15 protein-coding genes are annotated in these 17,832 nt (G+C 56.8%); 7 read left to right on the top strand and 8 right to left on the bottom strand.

The window, feature by feature from the left end:
* Window positions 1-20: 20 nt before the first annotated feature.
* Window positions 21-3,035 (bottom strand): vitamin B12-dependent ribonucleotide reductase, encoded by a 3,015-nt coding sequence (locus tag M9Q49_RS00775; protein ID WP_254506647.1) that lies wholly within the window; start codon window positions 3,033-3,035, stop codon window positions 21-23.
* A 583-nt stretch (window positions 3,036-3,618) separates the two neighbouring features.
* Here M9Q49_RS00775 and M9Q49_RS00770 point away from each other — a divergent pair.
* From M9Q49_RS00770 to M9Q49_RS00750, 5 genes are all read left to right on the top strand, one after another.
* Window positions 3,619-4,221 (top strand): DNA-3-methyladenine glycosylase, encoded by a 603-nt coding sequence (locus M9Q49_RS00770; RefSeq protein WP_254506646.1) that lies wholly within the window; start codon window positions 3,619-3,621, stop codon window positions 4,219-4,221.
* A gap of 48 nt (window positions 4,222-4,269) precedes the next feature.
* The gene (locus M9Q49_RS00765) at window positions 4,270-4,563 is read left to right on the top strand and encodes a hypothetical protein (protein WP_254506645.1); all 294 of its coding nucleotides are present in this window, start codon (window positions 4,270-4,272) and stop codon (window positions 4,561-4,563) included.
* Complete coding sequence (locus M9Q49_RS00760) at window positions 4,503-4,895, top strand: Uma2 family endonuclease (RefSeq protein WP_315861193.1); 393 nt, start codon at window positions 4,503-4,505, stop codon at window positions 4,893-4,895. The genes M9Q49_RS00765 and M9Q49_RS00760 overlap by 61 nt, the downstream gene beginning before the upstream one ends.
* A complete protein-coding gene (locus M9Q49_RS00755; RefSeq protein WP_254506643.1) occupies window positions 4,862-5,902 on the top strand; it encodes a hypothetical protein in 1,041 nt (346 codons plus the stop codon). Before M9Q49_RS00760 ends, M9Q49_RS00755 begins: the two co-directional genes overlap by 34 nt.
* Before the next feature lie 71 nt (window positions 5,903-5,973).
* Window positions 5,974-6,420, top strand: coding sequence for a response regulator (locus tag M9Q49_RS00750; protein ID WP_254506642.1), 447 nt, complete (start codon window positions 5,974-5,976; stop codon window positions 6,418-6,420).
* A gap of 491 nt (window positions 6,421-6,911) precedes the next feature.
* On the opposite strand, the gene M9Q49_RS00745 is transcribed toward M9Q49_RS00750, so the two are convergent.
* Together M9Q49_RS00745 and M9Q49_RS00740 are read right to left on the bottom strand one after the other, a co-directional pair.
* On the bottom strand, window positions 6,912-8,249 hold the full coding sequence (locus tag M9Q49_RS00745) for a DUF1501 domain-containing protein (RefSeq protein WP_254506640.1): 1,338 nt from the start codon (window positions 8,247-8,249) through the stop codon (window positions 6,912-6,914).
* Between the two features lie 297 nt (window positions 8,250-8,546).
* A complete protein-coding gene (locus tag M9Q49_RS00740; protein WP_254506639.1) occupies window positions 8,547-9,104 on the bottom strand; it encodes a DUF1579 domain-containing protein in 558 nt (185 codons plus the stop codon).
* Between the two features lie 352 nt (window positions 9,105-9,456).
* Between M9Q49_RS00740 and M9Q49_RS00735 the strand changes: the two genes are divergently transcribed.
* Together M9Q49_RS00735 and M9Q49_RS00730 are read left to right on the top strand one after the other, a co-directional pair.
* Window positions 9,457-10,074: a sigma-70 family RNA polymerase sigma factor gene (locus M9Q49_RS00735; RefSeq protein WP_254506638.1), complete on the top strand. Its 618-nt coding sequence runs from the start codon at window positions 9,457-9,459 to the stop codon at window positions 10,072-10,074.
* 39 nt (window positions 10,075-10,113) lie between these two features.
* Window positions 10,114-12,282: a LamG-like jellyroll fold domain-containing protein gene (locus M9Q49_RS00730; RefSeq protein WP_254506637.1), complete on the top strand. Its 2,169-nt coding sequence runs from the start codon at window positions 10,114-10,116 to the stop codon at window positions 12,280-12,282.
* A gap of 34 nt (window positions 12,283-12,316) precedes the next feature.
* Here M9Q49_RS00730 and M9Q49_RS00725 read toward each other — a convergent pair whose 3' ends face one another.
* From M9Q49_RS00725 to M9Q49_RS00705, 5 genes are all read right to left on the bottom strand, one after another.
* Window positions 12,317-13,762: a DUF1501 domain-containing protein gene (locus M9Q49_RS00725; RefSeq protein ID WP_254506636.1), complete on the bottom strand. Its 1,446-nt coding sequence runs from the start codon at window positions 13,760-13,762 to the stop codon at window positions 12,317-12,319.
* A 495-nt stretch (window positions 13,763-14,257) separates the two neighbouring features.
* Entirely contained in the window at window positions 14,258-14,497 is a 240-nt protein-coding gene (locus M9Q49_RS00720; RefSeq protein WP_254506635.1) for a hypothetical protein, read from the bottom strand.
* Window positions 14,490-14,966 (bottom strand): GNAT family N-acetyltransferase, encoded by a 477-nt coding sequence (locus M9Q49_RS00715; RefSeq protein WP_254506634.1) that lies wholly within the window; start codon window positions 14,964-14,966, stop codon window positions 14,490-14,492. Before M9Q49_RS00715 ends, M9Q49_RS00720 begins: the two co-directional genes overlap by 8 nt.
* Before the next feature lie 2,051 nt (window positions 14,967-17,017).
* A complete protein-coding gene (locus tag M9Q49_RS00710) occupies window positions 17,018-17,536 on the bottom strand; it encodes a hypothetical protein (RefSeq protein ID WP_254506633.1) in 519 nt (172 codons plus the stop codon).
* The gene (locus tag M9Q49_RS00705; RefSeq protein ID WP_254506632.1) at window positions 17,533-17,832 is read right to left on the bottom strand and encodes a hypothetical protein; all 300 of its coding nucleotides are present in this window, start codon (window positions 17,830-17,832) and stop codon (window positions 17,533-17,535) included. The genes M9Q49_RS00710 and M9Q49_RS00705 overlap by 4 nt, the downstream gene beginning before the upstream one ends.

Genomic DNA, 17,832 nt, shown 5'->3' with positions numbered 1-17,832 from the left:
CGTTTACCGGCAAGACTCGACTACGAGCAACCCATGCTGTTGCCGCAGTTGTGGCACAGGTAGCAGTTGCCGTTGCGGACCGTGATCGAGCCGCAGTTGTCGCAGCTCGGGGCGTCGAGTTGGAAGCGGGCAAACTGTTCGTTGCGAACATTGCCGCCCGTCTCCTTTCCCTTGATCGACAGGCCGGCCCGTTCGAGCACTTCCAGATCGATCTTCGGCTTGGCGGGAGTCGAGTGACCATTCGTGCCGTTAGCGCCGTTGGTCCCGTTCGTGCCATTGGTCGCGGGCTTCTCAGCGACTTTTTCCGGAGCCTTTGCCACAGGAGCGGCCGGCTTGGCGGCAGGAATGGAGGCGACCGGCGCGGGAGCAACGGGCTTCTCAGCCGATTCACCTTGGCTCGGCAGTTCGCCCCGGCTGGCTTCGCGGAAACCGGCCAGGAACTGCATGCCCATCCAGCGGAAGATGTAATCGACCACGCTCTTCGCAATGCGGATGTCCGGGTTGGTCGTGTGACCCATCGGCTCGAACCGCATGTGCGAGAACTTGTTGACGAGAGCATCGACCGGCACGCCGTACTGCAGCGCGATCGAGATCGAAGTGCCGAAGGCATCCATCATGCCGCCGACGGTTGAGCCTTCCTTCGCCATGGTGATGAAGAGCTCGCCCGGGCGACCGTCGGGGAACATGCCGACGTTGATGTAGCCTTCGTGACCGCCGACGTTGAACTTGTGCGTGATCGACTGCCGGGTGTCGGGCAGGCGTTCGCGGCGCGGTTGATAGACGATCCGTTCGACGACATCCTTCTTATCCGAGCTCGACGTGTTGAGCGGTTGGCTCTGCTTCGAACCGTCGCGATAAATCGCGAGGGCCTTCAGTTCGAGCTGCCAGCCCCAGAAGTAGCAATCGGCGATGTCCTGCGGAGTGACATCGGTCGGCATGTTCACCGTCTTGCTGATCGCCCCACTGAGGAACGGCTGAGCAGCCGCCATCATGCGAACGTGAGCCTTCCAGTTGATGCTCCGCACACCACTGGCGGGCTTGAACGCACAGTCGAACACGGCGAGGTGCTCTTCGGCGAGGGCCGGCGCGCCTTCGATGGTGTCGTTCTTATCGATGTATTCGCAGATCGCCTTGATCTGCGGATCGTCGTAGCCGAGCTTGCCGAGGGCGAGCGGCACCGTGTTGTTGAGAATCTTCAGCATGCCGCCGCCGGCGAGTTGCTTGTACTTCACCAGGGCGATGTCGGGTTCGATGCCCGTCGTGTCGCAATCCATCATGAAGCTGATCGTGCCGGTCGGCGCGAGCACGGTGGCTTGAGCATTGCGGAACCCGGCCTTGCGACCGAGAGCGAGAACGTCGTCCCACAAGTCGCGGGCCGCTTCCTTCAGGTTCTGTGGACCAGCATCGTTGATCTTCTCGACAGCGTCGCGGTGCATTTGCATGACGCGAAGCATTGGCTCGCGATTCAAAGCAAAGCCTTCGAACGGCCCCATCACGCCAGCCATTTCGGCGCTGGTCAGATTGGCCGAGCCGTGCAGCAACGCGGTGATCGAACCGCACAAACCATAAGCCGCTTCCGAATCGTAAGCGTGACCTTCAGCCATGATCAGGCTGCCGAGGTTCGAGTAGCCGAGACCCAGCGGGCGGAACATGTGGCTGTTGCGAGCAATGTCAGCCGTGGGATAGCTGGCGTGATCGACCAGGATTTCCTGCGCGATGAAATACAACCGGCAAGCGGCTTGAAAACGTTCGACGTCGAACGAGCCATCGGGCTGACGGAACTTCATCAGGTTGATGCTGGCCAGGTTGCAAGCCGTGTCGTCGAGGAACATGTACTCGCTGCACGGATTGCTGGCGTTAATCCGGCCGCTGTTCGGGCAGGTGTGCCAACGATTAATCGTCGTGTCGTATTGTACGCCAGGATCGCCGCACTGCCAGGCGCACTCGGCCATCCGATTGAGCAGCCACTTGGCTTCCCACGACGGGCCTTCGGTCTTTTGGTCGGTCACCCAGTGAGTCGCCCACTGTTGATCCTTTTCCACGGCCTGCATGAATTCGTCGGTCAAGCGGACCGAGAGATTCGCATTCTGAAAGAGAATGCTGCTGTAAGCTTCGCCGTTGAAGTTGGCTTCGTAACCACCCTTTTCGATCAGGCAGTGGGCCTTCTTCTCTTCCTTCCACTTGCACTCGATGAAATCGAGAATGTCTGGGTGCCAGACCTTGAGCGATTGCATCTTGGCAGCGCGACGAGTCTTGCCGCCGCTCTTCACCACGGCAGCGATTTGGTCGTACACCCGCATGAACGACAACGGACCCGACGGCTTTCCGCCGCCGCTCAGCTTTTCGCGGTGCGAACGAAGCGTCGACAGGTCGGTGCCCGTGCCGCTGCCGAACTTGAAGAGCATGGCTTCGCTGGTGGCGAGGCGCATGATGGCTTCCATATTGTCGTCGACGCTTTGAATGAAGCACGCCGAGCCCTGCGGAAACTCGTAGGGATTCTCAGGCTGTTCGACTTCCAGCGTTTCGGCGTTCCAGTGCCAGTTGCACTTGGCCCCGCTCACGCCATACATGTGGTGCAGGCCGACGTTGAACCACACCGGCGAGTTGAACGCACCGTGCTGATTCAAGCAGAGCCAGGTCAGCTCGCGATAGAAATTCTCGCCGTCCTCGGCCGATGCGAAGTAACCGTCGGCGATGCCCCAATCAGTGATCGTGCGCGTGACGCGGTTGATCAGTTGCTTGACGCTCTTTTCCCGTTCCTTAGTGCCGTTCTCGCCGTAGAAATACTTGCTGACAATGACGTTGGTGGCCAGCTGCGTCCAGTTCTCGGGGATCTCGACGTCCTTCTGCTCGAACATCAGCTTGCCGCTTTCGTCCTTGATCTGGGCGCTGCGCAGCGTCCAAGCCACGGTGTCGAACGGGCTGTCGACGGTCGTGGGACAAAAGAGGGGCTCCACCTGCAGCCCTGCGGCCAGGGTGCGGGCGCCGTTGCGAGTGCGGGCAGCGCGAGAACGAGGGGAAGACGCGGTCGCCATCAAGTCAGCTCCTTGCTGAGAATTAGGGGATGCGCAGCCGCGCGTTGTTGCCGTGAAGAAGCAAAACAGCGGGCCGACAGCATCATGCTACTAAACAAGTGTCCAGTGTCGAGCCTGAATGAGAAAATCGTCCAAATGCACTCGCAACTTTCCTTAGAAAGGGCTGTCTTAGCCAATTCGCATGAAAAGCGATGCCCGGCAGGTATGCGGGGCTCCCATACCATCCATTGTAGGTGTCGAAAGTGCTGCCACAATGCTTAGTGGCTCGGGGCATCTTACGGATCCCATAGGGCGCGTCAATCGCTTGCCGTTTTCGGCGCGCAGATGCTTACCCGAATTGGACTTCGGCTACGCTGCCTGAATCGTGGAAAACTTGTCGAGAACTTAGGATATGCCACAACTGGTTGTTTGCTAACGACTTGGGATTTGGCTCTGGAGTGGGGGCTCTGCCAGCGGCCTGACACAGAATTTTCCAAATACCTTCCCGAAATCTTTGCTATCGCTAGCGTGCTAGCTGCCAGCATTGCCGAAACGCGCCAGTTTAACATTTGTGAACCATTGGACAGTTAGCCGGAGCGGCACTGTGAAGATACTCTCCCGAACCTTCTTCAACCGCCCACCGCAGCTCGTGGCGCCCGACTTGGTCGGCAAACTGCTGCTCCACCAGTCCCGCCTGGGCCTGTGCGGCGGGCGGATTGTGGAAACCGAAGCCTATCTCGCCGCCGGCGATTCGGCCTGCCATGCAGCGAAAGGGAAGACAAAACGGAATGCCTCGATGTTCGGGCCACCTGGTCATCTCTATGTCTATTCGATTCACGCCAAGTGGTGCCTCAACGCCGTAACCGAACCCGCCGGCTGCGCGAGCGCAGTGCTGATCCGTGCCATCGAACCGCTATTCGGCGTGGAACTCATGCAAGCGCGGCGACCACTCTCCACCGCTCACGATCTGGCCCGCGGCCCGGCGCGCTTGTGTCAGGCTCTCGATGTAACCAAGGATCAGGACGGCGTCGATCTCACGCTTGGTGAATCCGTTTGGATAGCCCGCGAAGCACCAGCGAAGAGCGCGCGCGAATTCGAGATCGGCATCTCTACAAGAATTGGCGTGACGAGCGCCCATGATCTACAACTGCGCTTCTACGAACGGGGCAGCCCGTTCGTGAGTGGCAAGAAGGCATTGCGCGAGTAGGTCGAATAGAATGACAGAGCGCGAAACAACTCATCCCGCAGGTTTGCCATGACCACCCTAATTCTCGATACCGAATTTGAAGCTCAAGCCATCGCCCAGCGACGTAAACTCGGCCTCGATCGTTTTGATGAAGTTTGGGACGGAGTTTACATCATGGCGCCGCTGGCGAACAACGAACATCAATTCGTCTCTTTCGAACTCGCGCATTTTTTGCGAGTCGTCTGCGAAGGCACGGGCGCAGCTGTTATGGCGGGTTGCAATGTTAGTGACCAAGAGGCTGACTGGAAATCGAACCCGATGTCGCCGTTTATTTCCGTTCAAATTCTGCGAAGAACCTACTGACACACTGGATGGGCGGTCCAGACTTCGCGGTCGAAGTGGCCAGCAAACATGATCGTACTTGGGACAAGCTTGATTTCTACGCCGCTGTCCAAACACGAGAATTGCTCGTCATCGATCGGGATCCATGGAAACTCAGCCTACTGCGACTCGAAAATGGGCAGCTCGTTGCCGTAGGTGTTTCGGTGTTACCAGAAGGCAAACCGATAACCTCCGCCGTGCTCCCAGTTACGCTGAAGCTTACTCCACGCGAAAATCTCGTACCGATGATCGAAGTCCAGCACCAGCAGGATGGCCGACGATGGAACGTCGATCCGGTCATTCACGGCCGCTAGAACTTCCCGCCGTCTTAATTACCGGAGTCATCATGCGTTACCTCTGCCTCGCCATCGCATTACTCGCCTCCCCGGTCTTCGCTCAACAGCTCACCGAGCCGGTTCTCTTCAATACCAAAGAAGCCGACGCCATCGTCAGCAAGATGCAAATCTTTCCCAAGGACAATCCTTGGAATGCAGACATCAGCGCCTGGCCGGTTGCCAAGAATAGCGCTGCCATTGTCGCTTCGATCGGCAACGACAAGCCGTTGCGTTACAACCCCGACATGGCGTTTGTGCTCGTGCCGCCGAATCAAGCGAAGATCGATATCGCCGTCGTTGAATATCCCGACGAATCCGACAAAGGGCCGTTCCCGATTCCGGCCAGCATCCCCATCGAAGGTTGGCCGGCGAATTTCAAACGCGACGACGAATTGAAGAAGCTCACGCTCGATGATGTGCAGCGCGACAAGATCAAGCAAGGTGGCGACCGTCATGCCATCGTCGTTGATCCGCAGGCGATGATGCTCTACGAGTTCTATCAAATGAAAAAGACAGACAAGGGTTGGCATTGTGCGTGCGAAGCGACCTTTGATCTGAAGTCGAATAAACTTCGCCCCGACGGTTGGACGAGCTCCGATGCGGCCGGCTTGCCGATTTTTCCCTCCATCATTCGCCACGACGAACTGCAAGCCGGCGAGATCAACCATGCACTGCGTGTGACGGTTCGCAACTCGCGTAAAGCCTATGTCTCACCGGCCACGCACTACGCCAGTCGCAAGACCGACCCCAATCTGCCGCGGATGGGCGAGCGCCTGCGACTGCGCGCCGATTACGACATCAGCAAGTTCAGCTCGCCGGTGCAAGTCATTCTCAAAGCCTTGAAAAAGCACGGCATGCTTGTCGCCGACAACGGCATCGAATGGGCGCTGAGCTGCGCGCCTGACGAACGAATTCCCGTGCTGCACGACGAACTGCGGAAGGTGAAGGGAAATGCGTTTGAGGTGGTCGAAGCCCCGGCCAAATAACGGGCCCGTTTTCGGCGTGGCAGTTGCCCATTAGAATGACGCAAACTTCCTCACACGCCGTGCTAGCAACAATGCCCGCGAAAAATAAAATCCTGATCGCTGACGACAACCAAGCCAACCGCGAATTGCTCGAGGCCTACTTGGCCACAGTCGATTGCGTCACCGACATTGCCGTCGACGGCCAAGACACGCTCGCCAAGGTCAAGTCCTTTCAGCCTGACTTGATCCTGCTCGACGTCATGATGCCGAAACTGAACGGCTTCGAGGTCTGTCAGAAGTTGCGGGCCGATGCAGCCACGCGGCGAATCATGATCCTCATGGTCACCGCCCTCAACGAAGCAGGCGACATCGAACGCGGCGTGAAGGCCGGCACCGACGACTTCGTCAGCAAACCGGTCAACAAAACCGAGCTGCTGCAGCGCGTGCAACTAATGCTAAAGCACAAGGACGTCGTCGACGAACTCGAACGCCTCCGCTGCTACATCGACGAAATGGAAAGCGGCCGCCCCGGAAAGTAACCATTGTCGTCTTTCGCTCCGCGAAAGATGGCCGGAGGTTAACTCACCACGGGCGCAGGAACGAGCTCCGCGCAGTTCCGTCTTTGGCGCGCCGACTCGGCAGCGAACTTTGCTTCTGCGTTCATCTCCGACCGAGCGCGCTACAATCTCCACTCGCCAAACACGCCGACAATCGCGGGAGCTCTTTCGGCGGCGCGCGGTGAGTTTGCCTCCATTCATCGACCACGGAGTGGATCGACGACAATGGGTTCGACAGCAATCGGTTCACAAGAAAAACAAAAGGCGGCTTACTAGCCGCCCTTCGTTTGCTCCGGTATCGAGTCAATCCACGCTTGATCAGGCCACTCCATGCCTAAGGGTCGTTCCACGCGTCATTGCGTGCGGCCGACCGGAGTCTGCTCTATGGTGCGTGAATGTAACGAAACGGAAATTTTAAGCTATACCCCGGCGAAAATTTCGTCGGTGATTGTAATGCTGCGCTGCTAGCAGAACTACACAAGCTCAGCGATCGGCTTCCCTTTGTCCAACATGTAAGTCGGTCGACCAGCGGGGTTGGTGAATTGCAATTGCGGATCGAGGCCGAGCACATGGAACAGCGTGGCCATCAGGTCCTGCGGACGAATCGGCTGCGTGCTGGGAACGTCGACCTTGGCTGCTGAGTCACCGACGACTTGCCCCATTTTCAAACCACCGCCGGCGAGCGCAAGCGTGCTGAGCGGAGCCCAGTGATCGCGACCGCCGTTCTTATTCACACGCGGCGTGCGACCAAACTCGCCGCTGATGACCAGCAGGATCTTTTCGCTCAGGCCGCGCTGAGCCACATCTTCGACAAATGCTGATACAGCACGGTCGAGTTGCGGGCTGCGTTGCTTCATCGCGTTTTCGATGTTGCCGTGCATATCCCAGCCGCCGTAAGAAATCGTCACAAAGCCGCAACCTGCTTCGCACAAGCGGCGCGCGGCGAGCATCCTTTGACCGAGATCGGAACCGTAGGCTTCGCGCGTCTTGGCGTTTTCTTTCGACGTGTCAAACGCCTTGGCTGCAGCGCCGAACATCAGTTCGAAGGCTTGCTCTTCGAATTTCGATTTGCTCGCCATGTCGGCACTGGCTTCGAACTGTCGCTGTGCTGCATCGAGCGAACTGAGCAAGTTCCGCCGATCGGCCATCCGCGCTTCGGGGACCGAAAGAGTCATGTTCTTGCGAGCCTGACCTTCTTGATCGAACGGACCATACGCGCCGCCGAGAAACGCCGGGCCGCCACCTTGATTGATTGCGCCCATGCGAACGTACGTGGGAATGCCGGTCGTCGCGTTGCTCGCGCCGCGGCTGCGAGCCAGGATCGAACCATATCCAGGCCGATCGGGCACACCGCCATTGTCGACCTTGCGGTTGTCGTAGCCGGTCATCACATAGTGCGTGCCGCCGCCGTGACCGCTGTTGGTGTGCGCAAACGACCGCACGAAGGCCATCTTGTCGGCGACACCGGCGATCTTCGGCAAAGTGCCGCCAATGGTGACGCCCGGCAGATTTGTTGCCACTTCGCCGGTCGTGCTGCGATATTCCGACGGCGCTGTCATCTTGGGATCGAAGGTTTCGACGTGCGTTGCCCCGCCGCCGAGCCACAGCCAAACGACCGAAGTGTCCTTTACTCGCTGATTACTCGCTGCCGCAGCCGCTCGGGCCGCGAGCAAGTTCGGCAGCGTCAACGCGCCAAGCCCCATCGCAGCCAAGCCGAGTGAACCAACCTTCAGAAAATCGCGGCGAGCCGTGTTGGCATGAACAGGGCCTTCACAATCGCGATACAACCGGCGGGAAGCAAGTTCGAGCATGGCGAGGGCTCCGGGGAGGGGGGAGGAAGTTTTGAGTTGGAAGTTCTGAGTTCTGAGACAGGAGATTGAAGCGCTACCTCTCCTGTCTCAGACTCAAAACTTCCAAACTCAGAACTACTGGTATCCAGCCGTTATCGTATCGGAGCTGTCTGATGCGTCAATATTTATTTTTGAGCATTCTCCATGTAGGATGGAACCAATGGTCCGTCCAAGAGCAGCGAGTGCATAAAATCGGCTTGGTACCCGCACCTGGACGGACCGCTGGTCCGTCCTACGGAGTGAGCTGCTGCGCAGCGGTTACTTCTTCCGCCGATATTCCATTTTCACGAACGTCAGCCAGCTGCCGTCTTCGTTTTGCATTTCCGAAGTGAAGGTCTTGAGGTCCTTGTCCTTCAGCTCCAACGTTTCGCGAAACTTGGCTCGCTTGGTGGGATCGAGCGGCGATGGGCCTTCGGTCAGCAGGGTCAGCTTTTTACCGGAGTCGTCCATCGAGCCAGTGTATTGCCAGAGCGTGGTGTCGGCCGTGCAGAAGAAGTTGCCGACGTACTTTTTGCTGGCCACGTTGTAGCCGACCGTCAGTTGGCTGGTGACGGGCATGCCACCGGGGCTGGCTTTCCCTTCGCTGACGAGCCACAGGCCGCCGACCATCTTGGCCGACTCGGTTCCTTCGCATTTGAACGGTTCCTGCCCCGGCGCCGGAACAGTCTCGGCGGTGCAGTTCCATTCGCCGGCAAACTGGGCTAGCAGTTCGTGCTCTTTGGTCGGCTTGGCCAGTTCGGGACCTTGGGCGTGACAGTTCCAGGCAGCGGTCAGCAGCAAGCCAGTCAGCACAGAGGCCAGAATTCGGTTCGACATGGTGATAGTCCTGGAGAAAAGAGGAAAAGGCTATTTCCAGAGTTTAACGGTTCGCGCGCGAAGTAAGTTCGCTGGGTTATGGCGGTGTTCTATCGAGGTTGTAAAAACGATTTTGGCGATGGCGACCTAACCGCTTCCCAGAAAATGAGTTGTGGCGAAATCCTCAGCGGCCAAATTTGGGCCGCGGTCAGGGGCTTAAGGATCATTTAAAATCTGCGCAACCGCTATAACTGCCCCTCTTTCAAGGACGGATCAGATAAACGCCCACATAGTCGGCTAAGGTCGGCCAGCGGTGTAACATGAGGGAAGGTCAACGACCACTTATCTTTGAAGGCATTCCGGAGCAGAGGCGATGGCGGAAGAACAGCGAATGCCCGAGGCCGATTCGTCGGCCGGATTGAACTCCCTGGAAACTGACAGCACTGCTGAATCCGTTGGCGGCGATTTCAGCGGGCCTGAGTTGGACTTCGACGTGATCGTCCGTGAGACGCATCCGCATATCCGCGCTTACATCGCGGGCATGGGTGTGCCCCGGCACGACGTGGACGATGTGGCTCAGGACGTTTATGTCGAACTGTACCGGTTCAGCAACAACATCCCTGAGGGTGTGCATCCGAAGCAATGGCTGAAGGGAATCGCTCGCAACCTGTGCCTGAATTATTTCCGGAAGCAGGGTCGGCGGCAGCGGCTGCAGCGCGAAGCGATGGTGGAGATTTTGATCCAAGCGGAACAAGACAGTTCGCCCGGCTTGGCCGAAGGGCCGATCCGGCGGGCACTCGATGGTTGTTACGATCAGCTGCCGGAAGAGAGCCGGCGGTTACTTGAATTGCGATACGAGAAGGAATTGCCCAGTCAGTCGATTGCGGAAATGTTGAGCAGCACCGCCGAGGCGATCCGCGTGGCGTTGTTCCGAATCCGCAACAGCCTGAAGCTGTGCATTGCCAGCAGCCTGGCAGCAGAGAGCCCGTAAACGGGAACTGGGGATTCGGAAAAGGAATTGGATATAGTTATGAGTGACGGCCAGAATCAACCAGTCAATCCAGCGCGCGAACGGTCGCCGCATATCGACCAGCTGATGAAGCGCTTTGTCGAGGATCGAACGAGCCTGGAAGCCGAAGAGCTCGATCAGTTGATCGAAGCCCTGCGCGCGCAACCAGCCCTTGCCGTGGAAGTTCGTTCGCAGCTCATCCTCGACGATCTGCTCGCGCAAAAGTTGGCCGTGGATCGGCGGAATTTTCTCGCCCAGGTCGGTCAGCGGATCGGCGATTTCGAAAATGAAGTGCAGATCTACACGCAGGTTTCGGGCGCCGTCAGCAAAGTTGAGTTGAACGAGTCCAAACGCCGCAATCCCGGTTGGATGGTTGCAGCCCTCGGCGTGGCGGCAGCTTGCGCGGCGCTGGTCGCCGTACTGGTGCAATCGTTTCTGCCGCTGCTCCCTCGTCAGGTAGCCGAAGTTCGCAACCTTTCCGGCAATGCGTTGGTTGGCAGCCGGTCGTTGCACGGTGGCGATAAGATTTCGACCGGTTCGATGATGGAAGTTCCCGCCGGTAGCACGCTACTGATCGAGTATCGTGACAAGACCACGGCCCAGTTCGGCAGCGCTTCGCAGGTGACCAAGTTCGAACTGGTCGCCGAGCGGAAAAGCCGCGCCAAACAAGTCCACCTGCTGCAAGGTGAAGTCCTGGCCAATGTCGCGCCCCAGCGAGACCTGGGCCCGATGGTCTTCGAAACTCCGCAAGCCAAAGCCATCGTCATCGGCACCCAGTTTCGCCTGATTGTTTCGCCAGAGACAACCCGTCTCGATGTGACCGAAGGCAAAGTCTCCTTTGTGCGGACGACCGGCGATCAACAGGCCAGCGTCGCCGCCAACGAATCCGCCGTCGCCGACAATCAAGGTCTGGTCTTGCGCGAACTGCAATGGCCCGATGCGCCGCAGCAGTTGCTGTTTTCGCTGTGGGGCGTGAACAACGTGCCCCTGGTGCGCAATCCGGCAAACAAGACCGAAGAGCTGATCACGAAGCTCGAAGTGCGCGGCCCAGCCCAATTCGTCGAGGGTGTGAACGTCTACAACCTCAACGGCGGCAGTCTCTATTCCTGGGAAGCCGGCGACGATCTGGTCGAGAACATTCGCCAGCACAAAGCCTTCACCATCGAAGCCATCATCATGCCCGATTCCAATCGCGCGAATGACGCGCGCATCTTCGGCCTCGGCGATCAGAGCAATCAGGCCAGTTTCCGCATGCTGCAGCGCAAAAATGAATTCGTCTTTGAACTGTGGACCAGCCCGAACGAACCGCCGGTGGAACTCAAGCTCGGCAAAGTGAAAGCCGACCATGCCACGCACATCGCGGTGAGCTACGACGGTTCGACGCTGACCGGTTATGTGCAAGGCGTGGAAAAGAGCCGCATCAGCGGTTTAAAGCCTGGCCTCGATTGGTCGCCCGGTGCGCTCAGCATCGGCGCCGATGCCAACGGCCGGCGAGCCTGGCGGGGAACGGTTTGCGATCTGGCGATTTCCGACCACGCCCTCGATACCTTTGCGATCGCCCGCAGTCACGGCCAGTACGAAGCCCTGTTTGCTCGCCGCGACACCGGCCTGAGCTGGGACAATCTGATGTCGGACGATCTCGAACCGGCCCGCTACGCCGGCAAGGGAAACTGGCAAATCGTCGATGACTCGAGCTGGCAAAACGAAACCGTCGAAGACTCCTGGCTCGGCCTCGGCCCCGATGGCTTGAAGAACTACGACCTGCTCGTCGATCTGCATTGGGTCGAGGGAGATGGTCCGTTGAAGCTGACGCTGCCGGTCGAAGATCGTTGCAGCATCGCGGTGCTGCCGAAGAGCGGCGCCGAGCAAAAGACCACGCTGCAGGATATGGGCGGCGGCCCGATGCCGGGCAATGTTTCGGTCAACGAACAGACGCTGCCGTCGAATCGTACAGCCCGCCTCGAGGTGCAAGTTCGTCAGCAAAAGGACAACGCTTCATTGGCCGTGAGCGTCGATGGTCAGCCGTGGGTCAGTTGGTCCGGCAGTCCCAGCGAACTGCGCGACGTCGCCTCCGATGCGGTTCCTACTTTGAAAAAGCCGACTCTGATCACGGCTGGCAATGTGGTGCGAATCGATGCGCTCAAAGTTCGCGATCTGAGTCGCACCACGGCGAGCGCGATCGGTCAGTAGTCGTCGAAGACTCCGCGCTGATGCGGAGTCGAAACTACGCGCAAATATCCTTCAGCACATGCCCCTTCACATCGGTCAGTCGCATGTCGCGGCCCGAGAAGCGGAAGGTGACGCGCGTGTGATCCATGCCCATCAGGTGCAGCATGGTCGCGTGCAGGTCGTGGATCTCGCAGGCATTTTCGACCGCCTTATAACCGTATTCATCGGTCGCGCCGTAAACAGTGCCCCCCTTCGTGCCACCGCCAGCCAGCCACAGGCTGAAGCCGAACGGATTGTGATCGCGACCATCGGAGCCCTGCGCAAACGGCGTGCGGCCAAACTCGCCTGACCAAACTACCAGCGTGCTATCGAGCAAACCGCGCTGCTGCAGATCGGTGAGGAGCGCCGCAATCGGCTGATCAACACAACGGCTGTTGTCTTCGTGCCCCTTCTTCAAACCGCCGTGCTGATCCCAGCGATCGTGACCAAGGCTGGGGCAAGTGAGCTCGATAAAACGGACACCTTTTTCAACGAGCCGCCGTGCAAGCAAGCACTGCCGCCCAAACGTTGTCGTCGGGCCGTATTTGCTGTCGAGCCCATACATCGATTGCGTCGCGGCTGTTTCATCCTTGAGATCCATCAGCGCCGGCACGACGGTTTGCATCCGATAAGCGAGCTCATAGTTGGCGACGGCTGATTCGAGCGCATCGGCACGGCCGGTCCGCTCCAGCAGCTGCTGATCGAGTTGCTTAAGGAGCGACAACTTGTTTCGCTGCAGACTGTCGGTCGCTTCGAGCCGTTGAATGTTCGAAACCGGCGGCTGCTGCGCGGCGAACACCGAGCCCTGAAAGCTGGCTGGTAGGAAGCCACTGTTAAAGCAATCGAGGCCGCCCGGCGGAATCAGCCCGCCGTTGATCACCACAAAGCCCGGCAGGTCGCGACACTCGCTGCCGAGGCCGTAGCCGAACCAGGCCCCCATGCTCGGCCTGCCTTGCACGCCGGTGCCGGTGTGCAGGAAATAGTTCGCCGAGGTGTGCTCAGGGAACTCGCTGGTCATCGAGCGAATGACCGCGAGCTTGTCGGCGTGCTGGGCGATGTGCGGAAACAAGTCGCTCACCGGCAAACCGCTGTCGCCGTATTGATTGAACTTCCACGGGCTGCCGAGCGTCGCGCCGTTGTTGTTGAATTGCGTCGGCTCCATCTTCAGACCGAACGGTTTGCCGTTCTCGGCGGTCAGCCGCGGCTTGGGGTCGAACGTATCGACCTGGCTCGGCCCACCGTCCATGTACAGATAAATCACACTCTTCGCCTTGGCAGGAAAGTGCGTCGCCTTGGGCGCGAAGGGGCTCTTATCTGGTTGCTGCTCAGCTGCGCGAGCGTTGCCGAGCTCGCCACTATTCAGTAGCGCGGTAAGCGCGAGCGCACCAAAGCCGGTCCCGGCTTGCTGCAAGAAGTCGCGGCGAGAATGACACGTCGAACGGATTCGTTGGCATGGATACATGAGTCTATGAAACCATCTCCTGAGTGCTGAGTCAAATCGGCGCCGGCGACAATTGTCGTCGAATACTCCGTATTCGATGGCTTAACGCCAAACAGCACCTCCCCAAGGAATGAGCTCCGCGAAATTCCGGCTTTGGCGCGCGATCGTGAAAATGGAGTCGTATCGAGGAATCGCAATCGAGGAACAACACAACCGCCGACTCCCCCTCGCCGAACTTGCTGGAATTTCGCTGCCAACTCTTGATGAACAGTGATTTTACGCGGGAATTGCCGGGGGTGTTTTTTTAATGCCGTTCGCCGGGACTCCAAGGCACGCATTCTGCGAAACCACCTTGAGACATGGAACAAGCCGAATTTCAAAAATCAGACCCGCACGAATAACAGATAGTCGCAGCTAAGCAAGTCCGCTGAGCCGATTGAGCGAATGAAAAAAGCCACGCTCTTGTAGTAACGTGGCCCCTAAGCAAAGCTAACGCGGCGAGAGATTGCCCTTCGCTTAGTTGGAATCGATGAGTGACTGAATGAATGCGGCGGAAGTGTTCTTCTTTGCCTCTCGGTCGTCGAATGGCTCGGTGATTCCAGCAGCACGGCGGTTAAGGTGCTCTTCGTATCGCTTGCAGTAATCCAATCGCTTGTTAAGTTCGCAATCGCTAATCTCCGGCTGCTTCTTTCCTGCTTCCGCCAATTCGTCATCGGTTAGCACTTGCTCAAGCGCTTCGTAAAATTCTCTATTCATTGCTCTTGCGCGGAACTCTTTTCAATTCCAAGCCTCTGCCACGTTCAAAGCCGTGGTTTTCAATCAGCACGTTGCTCCAATCAAAGTCGTTCAAGGTGTTGCCAAACGGTTTGCCAATCATTCCGTCTTCCAAAAGCAGCTTGTTGTACGCAGCCAGCGTAAAGTCGAACGCCGCCAAGTCGATTAGCTTCGCTTCGCAATTCAGCACAACCCGCTCTGTATCCGCCCATGCAGTTATCTCGTTCAAGAGCCTGCGACCGAGCCCCTGCCGTTGCATCTTCGGGGCAATTCCGAACATTCGGATTTCAATTGAATCGTGTTTCGATTGCGGAACGTCGGCCAACAGAACTACGGCTGTTCCGTCGAATAAGCAAGAGAACAGCGTCGGTTCGTCACTGCCACCGTCACGATAGTCCAGAATTTCCATTCGCGGCGCGAACGCCCCGATAAATTTCGCGATTGCGTTCATTAGGTGTCCCTCTTGCTGGCTATCGTTCTGAGCCACTTCAGGACGGAGTTCCGCTTTAGCTGCAACAGCTCGCCTTCGCTGGCGTTTGCCCGGCTGCAAGCTGCGTTTGGCGGGCTCGATGCCAGCTCCTTCGCTCTGAGCCCGTCAATTTCCACTTGGCTTGGCAGATTGAACAGGAATGCGATTACTTCTTGCTCTGAATGCCCGCGTTTAAGCATCGCTCTTGCAGTTGCTGCCTGATTGCTTTCTTTCGGACCCGTTAAAACGTCTCTATTGCGCGCCACTGTGCAATTAGCTATTACTTCCGCCGCTGTTATTCTCGCCATTGGTGCTTGCCTCTCGTTGTTCTTTCACGTCTCGCCACATTGCCACGGCGGAACGCTTTGTAATTCCAAAAAGTGCTGCGAAAAAGCTGAGCGTATAGCCCGCTCTTCTGTCGTATAGCTCATTCATAATCTGCGTTCGTGTAATACGCAGTTGTGAACGACTTGGAAATATTTCCCTGCTTGTTTTCATTGTGTTGATTCCGAAAATTCTTAAAACTCGCCTGCCCCACCCACCTATGGCAGCGGGCAGGGCAAGCTAAGTTGCGAATCAGCAAAGCTGGTTAAGTAATTGCCAATTCGCGGAGCTATGTCAAAGAGCTAATTCGCTCTGTATTCATATACACCACTTCTCTTTCATCTTCACCGAATCAAAAGCCGAGTGCGGTGGAACGTAAAAACGAACCACGTTTAGCGGCTTAGATTGTCGCTGGAAAACACCTCATCTAGGCTTAATAAGCAACTTCCGATATTTACTCGGCCTGTTCACTCGCTATGGCTGGCTAAGTGGTTGCTCGTCGCCAGATTGCTGCGAGAATACAATTCGGATTAAAAAGCATTTCATTTCGGGAAATATGCCAATTCCCCGATTTCACTTTAATCGCAGCCGGTTACGCGATTACAACGTATGAAGAACGTCACCACTCGCCAAGCCTGGCTTTAGCTCGCCTGTTTCAATTCGGGGATTCACCGACAGCAATACGTTATCCGTAGATTGCCGCCCGTCTAGTCGAAGCGGCGAATATCGCATTCCGTCAGATAGTCAATGCGAAAACAACGAAGCAATGTATAGCAAGAGAGAATGCTCAGTTGTTAAGTCCCGCATCACTCAGCCCATCACTTTATCAGATATGGCTTAGCCTGATGTGCTTACTGTGAGTTGTTCAGTTGCCGTATACGGATTGAGTAGATGGCGAGTAAGCCGAATGATGAATCTTCCTTGCTTTAACTGCCTCTGAAAACGACAAAGCCCGTCAGATTGCTCCGAGCGGGCTAAGCGTGGTTTTTGTGCTGCCTGATGAATACAGCACGGGGGATATATCTGCACCACCGCTTTACCCTTGGAGTATAGGAGACTCAAGGAAGGTGATTATTTGCTTTCAGTCTGATTACTTGCCGAATCTAGTCATGTTGAACCAGATAGCCTGTTTACTCTCTTTCGCCTTTCGGATTGCTCCGCTCCAAGTACCTGTTGATAGCGTTAATCAGTGCAGGTTTTTTGGCGATGGGTAAACATCGGAGTTTGTGAGGCTCCCCCTTGTCGAGTGTTTTGCACACTCTCTAAGCTCATTCCCCGCTATTGCCGGGAATCAGGACTGAGCATTTAATCTATAGGCTGAACTTTCTTCTGTAGGACCATCGACAAACTCAACTGCCAATCTTCCCACCCGTGTTAAACTTTTTTTGGTTCGGGCAAAGCAACGGTAACGCATAACCCATTCGTCAGTTCTATATTTAACGCTCATTCATCAGTGAACAAGCCAAGCCGCACGGGACAACCAGTCCAATCGCTTGCTATTATAATTATACCTTGTCTCAGCTAAAACGTCACCGCATATTGTTGCCGACAACTATCATGATTGCAGCACCACCAAGAATGACCATCAATAGCACTAGCACAAAGAGCGCGTAGCCTGTCGAAGCTCCACAGTGCGGACATTTCATTGCCTGGCTACTAATGTCGCGTTTGCAGTCTTTGCAGGTTGTCATCGCCATAGTTGCATCTCTCTACTTGCCAATTAGTTTTGCAAGAACAGCATTCAACTGACCAGCCGCAGCTTGCAGTTCTTTGAGCTTCTTTGAATCGTACATTGGCGGATTCTTATGAAAGTCGTCTTCCGTTACCTTTCCGTCGGGATGGAAGTAGTAGCCACCTATCAGTTGAGTTTGAGTGTCATAGCTGCCTTCGGAAAGCGCCGCGTCACTGGTCGCATTGTAAACAGATACCATTGGCGGAACCCAATACGGGGAGCCATGAAAGCAATACTTGTAACCGTTAGGCAGGGAATACATTATCCGGATGCTGAGCAGTTTGCCGTCGTCAGCTGCTACAGCGTGAACTCCGCCCCAGTTATTTGATAACTGCCGCATCTCTTTCTGGAGTTTGAACTCGATAGATTTAGCTTGCGGCCTGCCTTGCGAGCAACCGGCTATGACTCCCGCGACAATCCCCCAAAATATGAAAGGAGCGGCGCAAGCGAGAAAGGTGGTACAAATGGTGAGTTGAAACCGCGATGGCTCCTTCATGCGTTGCCTGCTTTGCTGCCGGGAATGGCTAGCGCGAGCAATCCCATAAGGCAAGCGATTCCCCCGATGCCAAGGGTCACAACAGCCGTATTTTTGTCGAACTCCTTTTTCGGCCCGGACTTCCATCCGGACTCCGTTCCCATTGCTTGAGCCAGCTGCCAATTCGTTTCATCGAATTTGGCTTGATTCGCGTTCCACGAGTTCTCGCGCGCAACCAGAGCAGAGTAGTTGGAATAGCCAACCCCCAAAAGCGCTGCTCCAATCACCAGAAGCAGGATGCAAATTAGGTATTTCAC

It is taken from the genome of Anatilimnocola floriformis (assembly GCF_024256385.1).
GTDB lineage: Bacteria > Planctomycetota > Planctomycetia > Pirellulales > Pirellulaceae > Anatilimnocola > Anatilimnocola floriformis.
This window is presented reverse-complemented; position numbering and strand designations above follow the sequence as displayed.